The organism is Mixta sp. Marseille-Q2659, assembly GCF_940807255.1.
Taxonomy (GTDB): domain Bacteria; phylum Pseudomonadota; class Gammaproteobacteria; order Enterobacterales; family Enterobacteriaceae; genus Mixta.
In genome coordinates this window covers 177,518-192,997 of the sequence record NZ_CALNWY010000003.1, presented here as the reverse complement: position 1 = coordinate 192,997, position 15,480 = coordinate 177,518, and the positions used below count along the sequence as shown (strand labels likewise).

Genomic DNA, 15,480 nt, shown 5'->3' with positions numbered 1-15,480 from the left:
GCGCGACTTAATGAGGAATTGAGATGATCGCAGAATTTGAAGCGCGTATTCTGGCCCTGATTGATGATATGGTCGAGCATGCCAGTGATGATGAGCTGTTTGCCAGTGGCTACCTGCGCGGTCACCTCACTCTGGCGGTAGCGGAACTTGAGCAGAGCGGCGAACATACCGCCGAAGCGTTACAGATTCAGGTGCAGAACAGCCTGCAAAATGCCATTGCCGCCGGTGAACTTTCGCCGCGCGATCAGGCGTTGGTTATCGGCATGTGGGACAATCTGTTTTTGCAGGCGCGTCAGCCGGCGTAAAGACTTTTATGTGAGTGTTTGGTCAGGCGCGCTAAATTTTCAGACGTGCCAGCCGCGTAAAAGTTATCAAAGGCGATCTGCGGACTGTTTGAGGCTGCAGGTTATGTGTTTGCGAGAGAGAGCGTGTCTGTAGGGATAGCGTGTCTGCGAGGGAGGCCCCGGCCTTCCGTAAAGACGCAACATCCGTCATCCATGACAGGCTCGTCCCGCGCCATCCCTGGCGCGGGACGCTTTACTCCTTGCCGGGGCCTCCCTCGCTTTAGCTTCAGGTGTCGCCTGTTGGATCGCCGCCTCAGTTTCAGGTGTCGTCTGTTAGTTCTCGCCTTAACCTACCGGTTTACCCTTTAGCAACTTACGTACCCAGTAACGGTTGGGGCTTAATGCTGCCAGCGTCTCGCGATCCAACGGCACTGGCTCATCGCACAGCTGAGCTGCCAGCACTTCGGCTGCCAGCGGGCCGCTGCATAAGCCGCGCGAACCCAACGCGCCCAGCACAAACAGCCCCGGCCAGGTCGGCGCGGAGGCGATGTTGGCCTGGCGTTTGCGCTGAGCGGGCAGGTCGGCATACTCGGCTAACGTGGCCGCGTAATTCGGCAGGTTGCCCGCCATCGGCAAATGATCGCGCGTTGCGCAGCGCACGCCGTTACGCGCTTCGCCAGCGCTGACGTCTACCGCCGCCGTCCATGCGCAATCGGGCAGGCAGTGCAGCAGGCGCTGACGGTTTTCCTGCTGATCCTCTTCACGATAGTGGGTAGAGGTATCGCCGCGATGATAGCTGGCGCCGATGCAATGCGTGCCAAACTGCGGGCTGACCGGCGTCAGATAGCCTTCATAACAGAGAACCTGTTTCAGATCGGCTAACCCAGCGCGTGAAGGAATATGGCTGACCTGTCCGCTTACCGGATAAACCGGCAGCTTTTCGCTCTGCACCAGCGCGGTAATAGCGTGGCCGTTTGCCAGCACGACGTTCTGATGCTGCGCCGTCGAGGCGTCGCCAAATTGCAACTGCCAGCCGTCTGCGGCCTGTTCGAGCTGGACTAAACGATGCTGCCAGTGAACTTGCAAACCCTGCTGCTGCGCCAGCTCAAACAGCGCGGCGGTCAGTTCCGCCGGGGCCAGCCAGCCGCCGTCAGGGTAGTGAATACCGCCGCAGCCGGTGGCAACGCCAGCCAGCCGTTCGGCCTGCTCAACGTCAACGCCGAGTGCCAGCGCTTCCGGCAGCGCCATTGCCAACATCTGCTGAATTTTATCGTGGCTCTTTTGATCCCATGCCAGCTGCGTTACGCCGCACCAGTCATGGGCAAAATCGACCGGCAGCTGGTCATAAAGTCGGCGGGCAAAGGTGAAGGCGGCGGGAAAGAACTGCGCCAGCGCCGGATCGTGCTGATTGAGCAAAGGATAGAGCGCGCCCTGACGGTTGCCGGAGGCGTTTTGCGCAGGCAGTTCATCGGCGCAGTAAAGCGTGACCGTTTTACCGCGGCGCAGCAGCGCCAGCGCCATCAATGCGCTGGCAATGCCGCCGCCGATCAGCGCAATATCATCGCCAGCGGCGGAGGTGCGCGCGTACCAGGGCGCGGAGTGGGGTAGCGCAGGTGCTTCAGCCAGCGTGCCGCACAACATTTCGCGCTTGTGGCCGAAGCCTTTGCGTTTGGTTACCGCAAAACCGGCCTGCTCGAGTCCACGCCGCACAAAACCCGCCGCGGTAAAGGTGGCAAAGCTGCCGTCAGCCTGCGCCAGGCGCGCCATCGCGCTAAACAATTCCGGCGTCCACATCTCAGGATTTTTCGACGGCGCAAAACCATCCAGAAACCAGGCGTCCACGCTGCGCGCCAGACTGTCATCAAAATGATGAATAAGCGTATTAACATCGCCAAACCAGAGATCCAGCGTGACGCGCCCGCCGTCCAGCAGCAAACGCTGACAGCCGGGCAACGCCAGCGGCCACTGCGCACGCAGCTGGGCGGCGTAAGGTTCCAGTTCCGGCCAGCGCGCGTGGGCGGCGGCAAGATCTTCCCGCGTCAGGGGAAATTTCTCCATGCTGATGAAGTGCAGACGCTGTAGCGTTGCCTGCGGCTGCTGCTGGCGAAAGCAATCAAAAGCGCGCCACAGCGTAAGAAAATTAAGGCCAGTGCCAAAGCCGGTTTCGGCGGCAACGAATAGCGGACGTGGATGCGTGGCGAAGCGGGCAGGCAGATTATTGCCGCCCAAAAAGACGTATTGCGTCTCTTCCAGGCCGTTCTGATTAGAAAAATAGACGTCGTCAAATTCTCGGGATACAGGTGTACCCTGATCGTTCCAGTCTAGTTTTGCGTGTTCTATCGGGATGTTTTTCAACGGGAATGGCTCACTTATCAGGCAGTGCCGCGATTTTAGCGAGAGCGGTCACATCACGCAAATTTACACAGGAATTTTGCTGATCGGACTTGTTCGGCGTACAAGTGTAAGCTAGAGTGCGTGTCAAATCCTAATTATGAGATGGAAGAGGTATTTTTGATGAAACGTGCAGTGATTACTGGCCTGGGGATCGTTTCCAGCATTGGCAACAACCAGGAAGAAGTCCTGGCATCTCTGCGTGAAGGTCGCTCCGGCATCACCTTCTCTCAGGAGATGAAAGATTCCGGCATGCGTAGTCACGTCTGGGGTAACGTTAAACTCGATACTACCGGCCTCATCGATCGCAAAATCGTGCGCTTTATGAGTGACGCGTCCATTTATGCCTACCTTTCAATGGCTGAAGCGATCAAAGACGCGGGCCTGAGCGACGAGACTTACCAGAATAATCCGCGTGTGGGCCTGATTGCCGGCTCTGGCGGCGGCTCTCCGCGTTACCAGGTGTTTGGCGCTGACGCGATGCGTAGCCCGCGCGGCCTGAAAGCGGTAGGCCCGTATGTGGTCACCAAAGCGATGGCTTCCGGCGTGTCCGCCTGCCTGGCAACGCCGTTTAAGATTCACGGCGTTAACTACTCTATCAGCTCCGCCTGCGCCACTTCCGCACACTGTATCGGTAACGCGGTAGAGCAGATCCAGCTGGGCAAACAGGACATCGTTTTTGCTGGTGGCGGCGAAGAGCTGTGCTGGGAAATGGCTTGCGAATTCGATGCAATGGGCGCGCTGTCAACCCGCTATAACGATACGCCGGAAAAAGCCTCCCGTACCTATGATGCCAATCGCGACGGTTTTGTTATCGCTGGCGGCGGTGGCATGGTGGTTGTGGAAGAGCTGGAGCATGCACTGGCGCGCGGCGCGCATATCTACGCTGAGATCGTCGGCTATGGCGCGACTTCTGACGGTGCGGACATGGTTGCTCCGTCTGGCGAAGGCGCGGTGCGTTGCATGAAGATGGCCATGCAGGGCGTGGATACACCGATCGACTACATCAACACGCACGGTACCTCAACGCCGGTTGGCGACGTGAAAGAACTGGGCGCGATTCGCGAAGTGTTTGGTAACGATCAGCCAGCTATTTCCGCGACCAAAGCGATGACCGGCCACTCACTGGGCGCTGCAGGCGTACAGGAAGCGATCTACAGCCTGCTGATGCTGGAGCATGGCTTTATCGCACCGAGCATCAATGTTGAAGAGCGCGATCCGGCGGCGGAAGGATTGAATATCATTACCGAACCGACCGAGCGCAAGCTGACCACCGTGATGTCCAACAGCTTCGGTTTTGGTGGCACCAACGCCACCCTGACCATGCGTAAATATCAGTAAGCGCATTAACATTATCAGCCCGGCTTTTGCCGGGCTTTTTTGTATCTGAAAGCGCCGTTTTTCGATTCTTTTGCGAGGCGGTGCGCATTCCTGACCGTCGCGGCAAAAAATCCGCCCAGACCATTGGTGCAGTACGAATATCTCTATTACACTGCCCACCGTCGTCGGGCTGTACCGGCGACTGGCTCGTTTATCATCAGTTAACAATATCGTCATGATATTGCGTAAGCGTTTACGTTAACCAACGCCCCCTTCCAGCGCGCTGCGCTGGCTCCGTGGGCGCGTTTGGTGGATGCGCCCGTAATATTCAGGAGAACCGTGACGAATGTCCGAGACGACAATCAATTCTTCTTCCAAAGGTACGGCGCTGATTGCCTGCACCTCTTTCGCTGTCTTTTTAACCTATCTCACCGCTGGGCTGGCGCTGCCGGTAATTCCGCTGTTTGTGCATCATGAGCTGGGCTACAGCAACGTGATGGTCGGCGTGGCGGTAGGGATCCAGTTTTTAGCGACGCTGTTAACGCGCGGGCTGGCCGGAAAACGGGCCGATCGGCACGGGGCGAAAATCACTACACAGCAGGGCATGCTGGCGATCGCGCTGGTGGGCGTTGCCTATTTGCTGGCAGCGCAGCTGACGCTGCCGACAGCGGGAAAATTTGCGCTGCTGGTGGTGGGACGCCTGCTGCTGGGGTTTGGCGAAAGCCTGCTGCTTACAGGGAACCTGACCTGGGGATTGGGGCTGGTTGGGCCGAAGCGATCCGGCCTGGTGATGTCCTGGAACGGGATGGCAATTTATGGCGCGCTGGCGGCCGGTGCGCCGCTGGGATTGTGGATCCATGCGCGCTGGGGCTTTAGCGGGCTGGGCATCGTCGCGCTTATTTTACCGCTGCTGTCGCTGGCGTTGAATCTGTGGATTCGGGCAGTGCCGGCGCATCACGGTGAACGTCCTTCGCTGTGGCGCGTAGTGGGGCAAATTTTATCGCCGGGCAGCGCGCTGGCGTTACAGGGCGTTGGTTTTGCGACTATCGGCACCTTTACCTCGCTGTGGTTTGCCGAGCGCCACTGGGGTAACGCGGGCTTTACCCTGAGCGCCTTCGGCGGCGCGTTTGTGCTGATGCGCATCTTTTTCGGCAGCCTGCCCGATCGCCTTGGCGGCATTCGCGTCGCAGTAGTATCGCTGATTATTGAAGCCGCCGGTTTAGTGGTATTGGGATTCGCCACCAGCAGCTGGATGGCGCTGGCGGGCGCGGCGCTTACCGGCTGCGGTTGCTCGCTGGTGTTTCCGGCGCTCGGCGTTGAGGTGGTGAAACGCGTGGCGCCGCAGGTGCGCGGTACGGCGCTGGGCGGATTTGCCGCCTTTCAGGATATTGCTTACGGCATTACCGGACCATTGACCGGTCTGCTGGCGACCTCGCTGGGCTACGGTTCGGTCTATCTTGCCGCCGCGATCTGCGCCGCGCTCGGTATGCTGCTGTCGCTGTTGATGGCGCGCCAGGCTTGAATGTTGTCGTTGCTGATAGCGCGCCAACCCAGCAAAGGCCGCACGGCGTTTATCGATCCTGAAAAAGCGCCGTCAGCTTATTGACACCGTGAATTATTTCCGCGCGTTCCAGCGCGGAAAAGCCGAGCAGCCAGCCCTGTTGTTCAGGCTTATCGTCCAGCCAGCAGGGCGACAGCCGCGGCAACAACAGCTGCTGGCGCGCCGCCCGCACGGTCAGCTCCGCTTCATTTCCCTCGCGTAATAAAACCGTCATTTGCAGGCCGCCGCGGCAGGGCAGCACCTGCAGCCGATCGATCAACTGTGATGTAAGGCGCTCCAGCAGTAAATCGCGTCGGCTGTGATAAAGCTGGCGCATCAAGCGCAGATGCGCCGCGTAATGTCCCTGTTCGATAAATGCCGCGGTCACCGCCTGCGGCAGCTGCGCGCTGTGCCCGTCCATCACGCTGCGTAAGCGGATCAGCGGTTCAACCAGCGGCTCCGGTACCACCATCCAGGCGAGACGCAACGAAGGAAACAGCGATTTGGAAAAGGTGCCAAGATAGAGCGTGCGCTGCGGCGCCAGGCCCTGCATTGCTGGCATCGGCTGTGCGTCATACCAGAACTCGCTGTCGTAGTCGTCTTCAATAATCCAGCTCTGCTGCTTTTCCGCCAGTGCCAGCCAGGCCAGCCGCCGCTCCAGACTTAGCGCCGATCCGCCAGGATAATGATGTGAAGGCGTCAGGTAGATCAACCGCGGCGCGCCTTCCCTGGGTATCGCGCCCTGTTCATCAACCGCCACGCCGGTAATGCGTGCCCCGGCGCTGAGAAACGCATGTCGCGCGCCCGGATAGCCGGGATTTTCCATCCAGACCTCCTCGCCACTGTCGAGCAATAACAGCGACAGCATCTGTAACGCCTGCTGTGAACTGGTCAGTACGATGATCCGATCCGGCGTACAGCGCACGCCGCGCGCCTGGGCCAGGTAAAGGCTTAAGGCCTGGCGCAGCGGTAGCCAGCCTTGCGGATCGCCGTAACGCATCAGCGCGCTGCCGTGCAGCTTTTGCTGCCGCGCCGTTAGCCTGCGCCACAGATCGTGCGGAAAAGCGCGCAACTCCGGTGAACCTGCTGCAAAGGCATAAGGAAACGGTGGATCCTGACAGGCGCCGCTGGCCACCACGGCTGCCGCGCGCGCCGACGGTATAAAGGGCAGCGATGCGCACTCGTTACCGGTGGGAGAAGGGCGCAGGGCTATCGCGACGAAAGTTCCTTTACCGGTTTGGCGCTGCAAATAGCCTTCGCTCTCCAGCTGGCTGTAGGCCGCCTCTGCCGTTACGCGCGACAGCTTCAGCTCCGCCGCCAGCAGGCGCGAAGAGGGCAGACGGCTGCCCTGCGGCAGGCTGCCCTCGCCGATCGTCTGACGCAGGGCGCTGCAAAGACGATCGCGGCGGGTAGCGCCGGTTTGCCCGGCGTAGAGCATTAAAATGCGGGCGCTAAGGGATGCCATAATGGGTCTTATCAGCAAGATAAAATCGGTATCAGCCATCATACCGAAGTGCCGGTATGATGACAGAAAAACCACCGGAGAAAGATGATGTCCATAATGTCCAGCGTTCTTGCTTTTCCCCCGCCCGATGCCGCCTCCAGTGCCGAGTGGCTGGCGCACAAGCTCTCTTATTACGCCGATGCCTGGGATGTGGCTGAAGATTTAGCCAATGGCGTCACGGAAATCGTGGTGATCGACGCGCGTTCGGTGCAGGCCTGGCAAGCGGGGCATATCTGCGGCGCGATCAGCTTTCCGCATCGGGAGATGACGCCGGAAAGCCTGGCACGCCTCGATCGCAGCAAGGTTTATATTACCTATTGCGATGGTATTGGCTGCAACGGTTCGACCAAAGCGGCATGGAAACTGGCGTGCGCCGGGCTACGCGTTAAGGAATTGATTGGCGGGCTCGATTTTTGGCGGCGCGATCGTCATCCGGTCGTAACGGGCGATGCGCCGGGCGAATGGCCGCAGCAGAAAAACGTCGCTGACTGCGGCTGTTAATCAGAACAGTAGCCAGAGCAGGCCAATCGCCAGCAGCACAATCAGTGCGGCCAGCGCCGGTCGGTTGGCCAGCGGCTGCAGCGGCGCGGGCAGCCAGGGAACCAGCGGATTATAAATCGGCTGCGGGTTCAGGTCGCTGGCGGAGCGCAGCGTCTCGCTTTCGCCGCTGCGTTCAGCGCGGCGCGTAAACAACAGGTTAAGCAGATCCTGCGCCTGCGCGGCGGTCAGGATCGTCTGCGGCGTCGCCTGGAAATTTTGCTGACTGTACTCTTCCAGCATCTGCTGCTCAACGCGATCCAGCGGGTGTTTCAGCGCCGTCTCCAGCATATGCAGCGTGGGCGCATGTTGCTGGCTCAGTGTCTGGCGCACCTGCAAATATTGTGACAGCAGCGGAAAGTGGCGTAACGGGATAGGATCGCCGCTTTTCAGACCGACCAGCTTCAGCGCCGATGACCAGACCGCTGAGGATTGCTCACCGGTCGCCGCAGCCAGCTTAACCACCTGCTGATTCAACGTTTGATGCTCTGCCGGCAGCAGAGAGCGATCGCTGTTGCGCGTAAACTGCGGCTGCGGAATGGTCATCTGACCGTTCTGCAACATCGTCAGCACCTGACGCAGCTGATCCGGCGACAACGAGCTGAGAACCGTATGGCCAAACTGCTGACGAATAAAATCGCTCACCGCCTGACGATTATTGCCCTGCGGCAGCAGGTCGGTTAGCTGCTGTAGCAGTTGACGAGTGGAGTGATTATTTTGTACCTGCGTCAGCCTGCCATTAAGAAAGCTTTCGGCAGCGGGAAAATGGCGCGACTGCAGCTCTGCATCATTCCTTACGCCCACTTCGCGTCGCAGTCCGGCCCACAGTTCAGGCGCTTTTAAGGTACTGAGCGACATAATGCGCACAATCAGCCGTTCCAGCGTGGTGCGCTGTGCCGGAGAGAGCGGTTGTTCGCCAGGTGTGCCGCCGCGAGGTGGCTGGCCGGGTACAGTTGTGCGATCGCCCTGGGGCGCGCCGGGGCCAGTAAGAGGCTGCATGGTGGAATCCTTAAAACGGCGGGTCAATATCCGGGGCGCGCCGGAAAACCAGAGAAGGGCGCTATGATAGCAATCCCGGCGAGGAAAATGTAGGGGCGAAGCCGCATTCAGGAAGGATAAATTCATCATTGCGGCGGTCAGGGCCGACGCCCGGCGACAGCGCGCCAAACGTCGGTAAAAAAGCCGCGTTTCAGACGGTGGGATCTTTGGCCGTTCGTCGTGAACTTTCCAGCGGAATACGCAGGCGCTGGGCCACAATCACGCCGAACAGCGTAATGCCGCCGCCGATAAAGTGGTAGCTGTGCAGCGTTTCATGCAGAAACAGTACGGCGATAATAGCGGTAAAGATCGGCACCAGATTCATAAAAATGCTGGTGGTACTGGCGCCCATCCGCAGCACGCCCTGAATCCACAGGAATGGCGCGATAATGGAGGCGGGAATACCGGCGAACAGCACCAGCGGCAGATTATTCGCATTAAGCGTGACGTCGGGAGCATGGAGAAAGTTCGGCGTTAGCAGCAGCACGCCAAAGAAGATCTGCACGTAAAGGCTCTGCCAACCCGGCAGGCTAATGGCCCAGCGTTTGGTCAGGACGCCGTACAGCGCATATGACGTTGAAGCAGCAAACATCATCAGTTCACCTGTTCCCAGGCCGTGCGTCAGTAGCTGAGCCGGATTGCCCTGGCTGACCAGCCATACCAGCCCGCTAAGAGAGAGCAGGGTACCCAGCAAAATGCCCAGCGTCGGCGCGACGCGCAGGATAAAGACGCTCAGCAGGACGGTCAGCAGCGGAATCAGCGCGTTCAGGATGCCCATAAATAGCGCGGTGACACTGTGCGCTGCGTAATAGGTCAGGCATTGATACAGCACCATGCCCAGCAGGCCCAGCACCAGCAGCTTCCACCAGACCTTCAGCACTTTACGCCGGTTGCGCCAGACGGCGGGCAGCACAAACGGCGTTAGCGCCAGCAGCGCCAGCAGCCAGCGGTAAAAGGAGATTGCCGCCGGATCGATCGCGCCAGCGGAAAGTTTGCTGACGATGGCGTTAACCGACCAAATCAGCACGGCAAACAGGGGAAATAAAAAGCTCATGACGGTTTCGTTAATGTTACAGAGAAAGCGGGAAGTGTACGCTTGTCCGTTTTAAGACAGATAGTTAAAATCAGACAAAATTAATTCCCAACCGGACAGATTATCACTCACGCAAACCGGAGATATTGTGGTTCAGCTTGCTTATCAGGAACCGGTTCACGCCAGCGATTTTCGTTTTTTCCTGCGTTATGAAGAAACGAATGCCCGCACGGAATATTTGCCGCATCGTCATCGCTGGGGACAGCTGATTTTTGTCGAAGGTAATGTGCTGCAAATGGAGGTAGAGGGCAAACGCCTGCTAACGCCTGCCGCGTTTCCGGTCTGGATCCCGCCTGAACATCAGCATGCCAGCTACAATCATAAGCATATCCGGCTGCTCACCTTTAATGTCGCCGCGGAATACTGTAGCGGTATGCCGCAGCACGCCTGCCTGATTCAGGCCGGGCCTATCGTGAAAGCGATTATGGCCGACTTCGCTGTACGTCAACTTTATCTGCCGCAGACGGAGGCCGATTTGCGTCTGTGTGAAGCGGTGCTGGACCAGCTGTTAATCGCCCCGTTTCAGGAGAGCTATTTGCCGCGGTCCGATGACAAATATCTGGCTCCGGTATTGCAGGCGCTGGAAAGCAATCCTGGCGATAACCGCACCGTAGCGCAGTGGGCGCAGCAGGTTTATACCACCGAACGTACGCTGGCGCGACGCTGCCAGGCCGAGCTTGGCATGTCGTTTAGTGAATGGCGTCAGCGCCTGCGTTTTCTTCATGCTATTTCCCTGTTGGAGCAGGGGAAGTCGGTACAGGATATTGCACTGGAGCTGGGTTACAGCTCCGCTTCCGCGCTAATCGTGATGTTTCAACAACAGGCAGGCACCACGCCGGAGCGTTATCGGGCGCGGCACCCGCCGGCATGAATTCCGCTCTTGAATATGGCAACATAGCCGACAATTTTTCAGCTGATGCAGGAAAGCCGTAGTGAAAATTCTGGTAGATGAAAATATGCCTTACGCCCGCGAGCTGTTTAGCCGCACCGGCGAGGTGGTCGCGGTGCCCGGACGTCCGGTTCCGACCGCGGAACTGGCGGATGCCGATGCGCTGATGGTGCGCTCGGTCACCAAAGTGAATGAGGCGCTGTTAAGCGACAAGCCAATAAAGTTTGTCGGTACCGCCACTGCCGGCACCGATCACGTTGATGAGGATTTTCTGGCGCGTGCCGGCATCGGCTTTTCCGCCGCGCCGGGCTGTAACGCCATCGCCGTGGTTGAATATGTTTTCTCCGCGCTGCTGATGCTGGCGGAGCGTGACGGCTTTCAGCTGACCGATCGCACCGTGGGGATTGTCGGCGTCGGCAATGTCGGCGGTCGTCTGCAAAAACGACTGGAGGCGCTCGGCATTAAAACGCTGCTGTGCGATCCGCCGCGCGCCGATCGTGGCGATCGTGAAGATTTTCAGCCGCTGGAAAAGCTGGTGGCGGAAGCGGACATACTGACGTTCCATACGCCGCTCTATAAAGACGGGCTTTATCAAACGCTGCATCTGGCTGATGAAGCGCTGTTGCAGGCGCTGAAGCCTGGCACGATTCTGATTAATGCCTGCCGCGGGCCGGTGGTGGATAATCAGGCGCTGCTGCGCGTATTACAGCAGCGTCAGGATTTGCGTGTCGTGCTGGATGTCTGGGAGCCGGAGCCGGATCTGAACGTGGAACTGCTGGCGCGCGTGGATATCGGCACCGCGCACATTGCGGGCTATACGCTGGAAGGTAAGGCGCGCGGTACGACGCAGGTCTTTGAAGCCTGGACGCGCTTTCTCGGCCAGCCGCAGCAGGTTGCGCTGGAGACGTTGCTACCCGCGCCGGAGTTTGGCCGCATTAGTCTGCACGGGCCGCTCGATCAGCCAACGCTAAAACGTCTGGCTCATCTGGTGTATGATGTGCGCCGCGATGATGCGCCGCTACGAAAAGTCGCAGGTCAGCCCGGCGAATTTGACCGCCTGCGCAAGCAGTATATGGAGCGCCGCGAATGGTCATCGCTGCGGGTCGCGTGCGATGACGCCGATGCGGCGGTGCTGCTGCAAAAGCTGGGCTTTAACGCGGTCCATCAGCCAGCATAACCCTTATGATTTTTCCGGCGGCTTTCGGCGGGGAATAATCTGAATCAACGGGCGGTGAATATCACCGCCTTCTGTTTTTATGTCATTGTCTGGAGTAAACCAACATGTCTGACGGCTGGAATATTGCGCTTTTAGGCGCGACAGGCGCAGTAGGGAACGCTTTACTGGAGTTGCTGGCCGAACGCCAGTTCCCGGTTGGTGAAATGTATTTGCTGGCCAGCGAGCGCAGCGCCGGCGAAAGCGTACGTTTTGCCGGTCAGTCGCTGCGCGTGCAGGATGCCAGTGAATTCGACTGGGCGCAGGCGCAGCTGGCCTTTTTCGTCGCCGGTCGCGAGGCCTCGGCGCGTTACGCCGATGAAGCGGCCAGCGCCGGTTGTCTGCTGATCGACAGCAGCGATCTGTTTGCGCTGGAGCCGGATGTGCCGCTGGTGGTGCCGGATGTGAATCCGCAGGTGCTGGCTGACTACCGCAACCGCAACATTATCAGCGTAGCGGACAGCCTGACCAGCCAGCTGCTGAGCGCCATTAAGCCGCTGATCGATCAGGCGGGTATCGGTCGCCTGCAGGTGACCAATCTGCTGTCGGTCTCGGCGCACGGCAAGGCGGCGGTGGATTCGCTGGCGGGCGAAAGCGCGCGCCTGCTGAACGGGCTGCCTGCCGAAGATCATCACTTTGGCCGCCAGCTGGCATTTAACGTGCTGCCGCAGCTGCCGGATAGTGAGGGTAGCGTCGCCAGTGAACGCCGCCTGGTCGATCAGGTGCGTAAAGTGCTTCAGGACGAAGGGCTGCCGATTGCGGTCAGCAGCGTGCAGGCGCCGGTGTTCTATGGCAATGCGCAGATTGTGCATCTGGAAAGCCTGCGTCCGCTCTCGGCGGAAGAGGCGCGCGATGAGCTGTCGCGCTGCGACGATATCCTGTTGTCAGAAGAGAACGACTATCCGACGCAGGTGACCGATGCGTCTGACAACGCCGACCTGAACGTCGGCTGTCTGCGTAACGATTACGGCATCCCGGAGCTGCTGCAGTTCTGGTCGGTGGCCGATAACGTGCGTTTTGGCGGCGCGCTAATGGCGCTGAAAACCGCCGAGCGGCTGGTACAGGAGTATCTGTACTGATGACGCAGGTGGTTAACCCGAACGTACAGAAACTGGCGTTGGGGATTGAATATGATGGCAGCCGCTATTATGGCTGGCAGCGGCAGCAGGAAGTCCGCAGCGTGCAGGCGCGGCTGGAGCAGGCGCTGTCGCAGGTGGCTAACCATGACGTGACGGTATTTTGCGCCGGACGCACCGATGCAGGCGTTCATGGCACCGGTCAGGTGGTGCATTTTGAAACCACCTCGGTGCGTAAGGATGCCGCCTGGACGCTGGGCGTTAATGCCAACCTGCCGGACGATATTGCCGTGCGCTGGGTCAAGGCGGTGCCGGAGGATTTCCATGCGCGTTTTAGCGCCACGGCACGACGTTATCGCTACGTGATTTATAATCACCGGCTGCGTCCGGCGATTTTGCACGGTGGCGTCACCCATTTTCATCAGCCGCTGGACGTTGAAAAGATGCAGCGCGCCGGGCAATGCCTGCTGGGTGAAAACGACTTTACCTCGTTTCGCGCGGTGCAGTGCCAGTCGCGTACGCCGTGGCGTAACGTGATGCATTTGAATGTCAGCCGCCACGGCGCGTATGTGGTGGTGGATATTAAGGCCAACGCCTTTGTGCATCATATGGTGCGCAATATTGTCGGCAGCCTGCTGGAAATCGGCTGCGGCAATCAGCCCGAAGGCTGGATGGCGGAGTTGCTGGCGGCCAAAGATCGCACGCTGGCCGCGGCGACGGCAAAGGCGGAAGGACTGTATCTGGTCGCCGTTGATTACCCGGAACATTTTGCTTTGCCCCGGCCTCCGATGGGGCCGTTGTTTCTCGAAGATTAACTTTCAGGCGCTGCCGCTCACTAAGGAAGAGTTATGGATCTAATCCGTTTTGTTGTCGATTTTATCCTGCATATCGATGTTCATATGGCCGAGCTGGTGGCGCAGTATGGCATCTGGGTGTATGCCATTCTGTTTCTGATTCTGTTCTGTGAAACCGGGCTGGTAGTGACGCCCTTTCTGCCTGGCGATTCGCTGCTGTTCGTTGCCGGCGCGCTGGCGGCGCTGCCGGATAACGATCTCAACGTGCATATGATGGTGACGTTGCTGGTGATCGCGGCGGTCTTGGGCGATGCGGTTAACTACACGATAGGACGGCTGTTTGGCGAAAGGTTGTTCAGCAATCCAAACTCGCGTATTTTCCGTCGCAGCTATCTGGATAAAACCCACGCTTTTTACGAGCGTCACGGCGGAAAAACCATTATTCTGGCGCGCTTCGTGCCGATCGTCCGCACCTTTGCGCCGTTCGTCGCGGGCATGGGACATATGTCCTATCGCCATTTCGCGCTGTTTAACGTCGCCGGCGCGCTGCTGTGGGTGCTGCTGTTCTCTTATGCGGGCTATTTCTTCGGCGCCCTGCCAATGGTGCAGGACAACCTGAAGCTGCTGATTGTGGCGATTATCGTGGTATCGATATTGCCGGGCGTAGTGGAAGTGTGGCGTCATCGTCGCGCGGCGCGCCAGCAAAAACAGCCATAGGCCAACGGCGCGCACCGGTAAGACCAGATTTTTATCCACAGCGCGTAATGGTTATGGTTTAATGAGCGACATTTATGGTCTGCTGAAGACGGCTTCAGCAGCAACAAGAAAAACTGGTCTCACCAGGTTCAAACAGAAAGGTCATCAATGAGCTGGATTGAACGAATTCTCAATAAGAGCACAATTACCCCGTCGCGCAGAGCAAACATTCCTGAAGGGGTCTGGACAAAATGCGACAGCTGCGGGCAGGTGCTTTACCGTGCCGAGCTGGAGCGCAATCTGGAAGTTTGTCCGAAATGCGACCATCACATGCGTATGCACGCGCGCGAGCGCCTGCACAGCCTGTTAGATCAAGGCACGCTGGTTGAGTTGGGCAGCGAACTGGAACCGAAAGACGTTCTGAAGTTCCGCGATTCCAAAAAGTATAAGGATCGTCTGGCTGCGGCGCAGAAAGAGACCGATGAAAAAGATGCGCTGATCGTGATGAAAGGCACGCTACACGGCATGCCGGTCGTGACCGCCGCTTTTGAATTTGCCTTTATGGGCGGCTCAATGGGTTCCGTGGTTGGCGCCCGTTTTGTGCGTGCCGTTGAGCAGGCGCTGGAAGACAACTGCCCGCTGATCTGTTTCTCCGCCAGCGGCGGTGCCCGTATGCAGGAAGCGCTAATGTCGCTGATGCAGATGGCGAAAACCAGCGCCGCGCTGGCAAAAATGCGCGAACGCGGCCTGCCGTATATCTCCGTGCTGACCGACCCGACCATGGGCGGCGTTTCCGCCAGTTTCGCCATGCTGGGCGACCTGAACGTCGCGGAACCGAAAGCGCTGATTGGCTTCGCCGGCCCGCGCGTCATTGAGCAGACGGTACGTGAAAAACTGCCGCCGGGCTTCCAGCGCAGCGAATTCCTGATTGAAAAGGGCGCGATCGATATGATTGTCCGTCGCCCGGAAATGCGCTTTAAACTGGCGAGCCTGCTGGCAAAAATGCAGAATCTGCCTGCGCCGCTGCCGGACAGCAATGAGCTGCCGGATGAACCGAAAGCGGAAAGCCAAGAGGCCTGACAGATGATGGAAAGGCGTCGCTCAC

Annotated in this window: 14 protein-coding genes; 10 read left to right on the top strand and 4 right to left on the bottom strand. The window is 58.9% G+C overall.

What is annotated here, in order from left to right; translation table 11 throughout:
• Nucleotides 1-23: 23 nt before the first annotated feature.
• Entirely contained in the window at nt 24-305 is a 282-nt protein-coding gene (locus P3C52_RS04065; protein ID WP_275553925.1) for a YfcL family protein, read from the top strand.
• A gap of 324 nt (nt 306-629) precedes the next feature.
• On the opposite strand, the gene mnmC is transcribed toward P3C52_RS04065, so the two are convergent.
• Entirely contained in the window at nt 630-2,639 is a 2,010-nt protein-coding gene (mnmC, locus tag P3C52_RS04060) for a bifunctional tRNA (5-methylaminomethyl-2-thiouridine)(34)-methyltransferase MnmD/FAD-dependent 5-carboxymethylaminomethyl-2-thiouridine(34) oxidoreductase MnmC (protein WP_275553924.1), read from the bottom strand.
• A 159-nt stretch (nt 2,640-2,798) separates the two neighbouring features.
• On the opposite strand from mnmC, the gene fabB reads away from it, so the two are divergent.
• Together fabB and P3C52_RS04050 are read left to right on the top strand one after the other, a co-directional pair.
• Nucleotides 2,799-4,016, top strand: a complete 1,218-nt coding sequence (fabB, locus tag P3C52_RS04055; protein WP_275553952.1) for a beta-ketoacyl-ACP synthase I — start codon at nt 2,799-2,801, stop codon at nt 4,014-4,016.
• Between the two features lie 325 nt (nt 4,017-4,341).
• Nucleotides 4,342-5,517, top strand: coding sequence for an MFS transporter (locus P3C52_RS04050; RefSeq protein ID WP_275553923.1), 1,176 nt, complete (start codon nt 4,342-4,344; stop codon nt 5,515-5,517).
• A 49-nt stretch (nt 5,518-5,566) separates the two neighbouring features.
• Here P3C52_RS04050 and P3C52_RS04045 read toward each other — a convergent pair whose 3' ends face one another.
• Nucleotides 5,567-7,000, bottom strand: a complete 1,434-nt coding sequence (locus P3C52_RS04045) for a PLP-dependent aminotransferase family protein (RefSeq protein WP_275553951.1) — start codon at nt 6,998-7,000, stop codon at nt 5,567-5,569.
• Between the two features lie 87 nt (nt 7,001-7,087).
• Between P3C52_RS04045 and P3C52_RS04040 the strand changes: the two genes are divergently transcribed.
• Entirely contained in the window at nt 7,088-7,540 is a 453-nt protein-coding gene (locus tag P3C52_RS04040) for a rhodanese-like domain-containing protein (protein WP_275553950.1), read from the top strand.
• Here P3C52_RS04040 and flk read toward each other — a convergent pair whose 3' ends face one another.
• Together flk and P3C52_RS04030 are read right to left on the bottom strand one after the other, a co-directional pair.
• Nucleotides 7,541-8,575: a flagella biosynthesis regulator Flk gene (flk, locus tag P3C52_RS04035; RefSeq protein WP_275553922.1), complete on the bottom strand. Its 1,035-nt coding sequence runs from the start codon at nt 8,573-8,575 to the stop codon at nt 7,541-7,543.
• A gap of 190 nt (nt 8,576-8,765) precedes the next feature.
• Entirely contained in the window at nt 8,766-9,668 is a 903-nt protein-coding gene (locus tag P3C52_RS04030; protein ID WP_275553921.1) for a DMT family transporter, read from the bottom strand.
• Nucleotides 9,669-9,792: 124 nt separating this feature from the next.
• On the opposite strand from P3C52_RS04030, the gene P3C52_RS04025 reads away from it, so the two are divergent.
• The 6 genes from P3C52_RS04025 to accD all read left to right on the top strand — a co-directional run bounded on the left by P3C52_RS04025 (nt 9,793) and on the right by accD (nt 15,455).
• Nucleotides 9,793-10,578, top strand: a complete 786-nt coding sequence (locus P3C52_RS04025) for a helix-turn-helix transcriptional regulator (RefSeq protein WP_275553949.1) — start codon at nt 9,793-9,795, stop codon at nt 10,576-10,578.
• Between the two features lie 61 nt (nt 10,579-10,639).
• The gene (gene pdxB, locus P3C52_RS04020; RefSeq protein ID WP_275553920.1) at nt 10,640-11,773 is read left to right on the top strand and encodes a 4-phosphoerythronate dehydrogenase PdxB; all 1,134 of its coding nucleotides are present in this window, start codon (nt 10,640-10,642) and stop codon (nt 11,771-11,773) included.
• 104 nt (nt 11,774-11,877) lie between these two features.
• A complete protein-coding gene (locus P3C52_RS04015; protein ID WP_275553919.1) occupies nt 11,878-12,888 on the top strand; it encodes an aspartate-semialdehyde dehydrogenase in 1,011 nt (336 codons plus the stop codon).
• Nucleotides 12,888-13,700 (top strand): tRNA pseudouridine(38-40) synthase TruA, encoded by an 813-nt coding sequence (gene truA / locus P3C52_RS04010; protein WP_275553918.1) that lies wholly within the window; start codon nt 12,888-12,890, stop codon nt 13,698-13,700. Before P3C52_RS04015 ends, truA begins: the two co-directional genes overlap by 1 nt.
• 33 nt (nt 13,701-13,733) lie before the next feature.
• The gene (locus P3C52_RS04005) at nt 13,734-14,396 is read left to right on the top strand and encodes a DedA family protein (protein ID WP_275553917.1); all 663 of its coding nucleotides are present in this window, start codon (nt 13,734-13,736) and stop codon (nt 14,394-14,396) included.
• 147 nt (nt 14,397-14,543) lie between these two features.
• On the top strand, nt 14,544-15,455 hold the full coding sequence (gene accD / locus P3C52_RS04000; RefSeq protein WP_275553916.1) for an acetyl-CoA carboxylase, carboxyltransferase subunit beta: 912 nt from the start codon (nt 14,544-14,546) through the stop codon (nt 15,453-15,455).
• Nucleotides 15,456-15,480 lie beyond the last annotated feature (25 nt).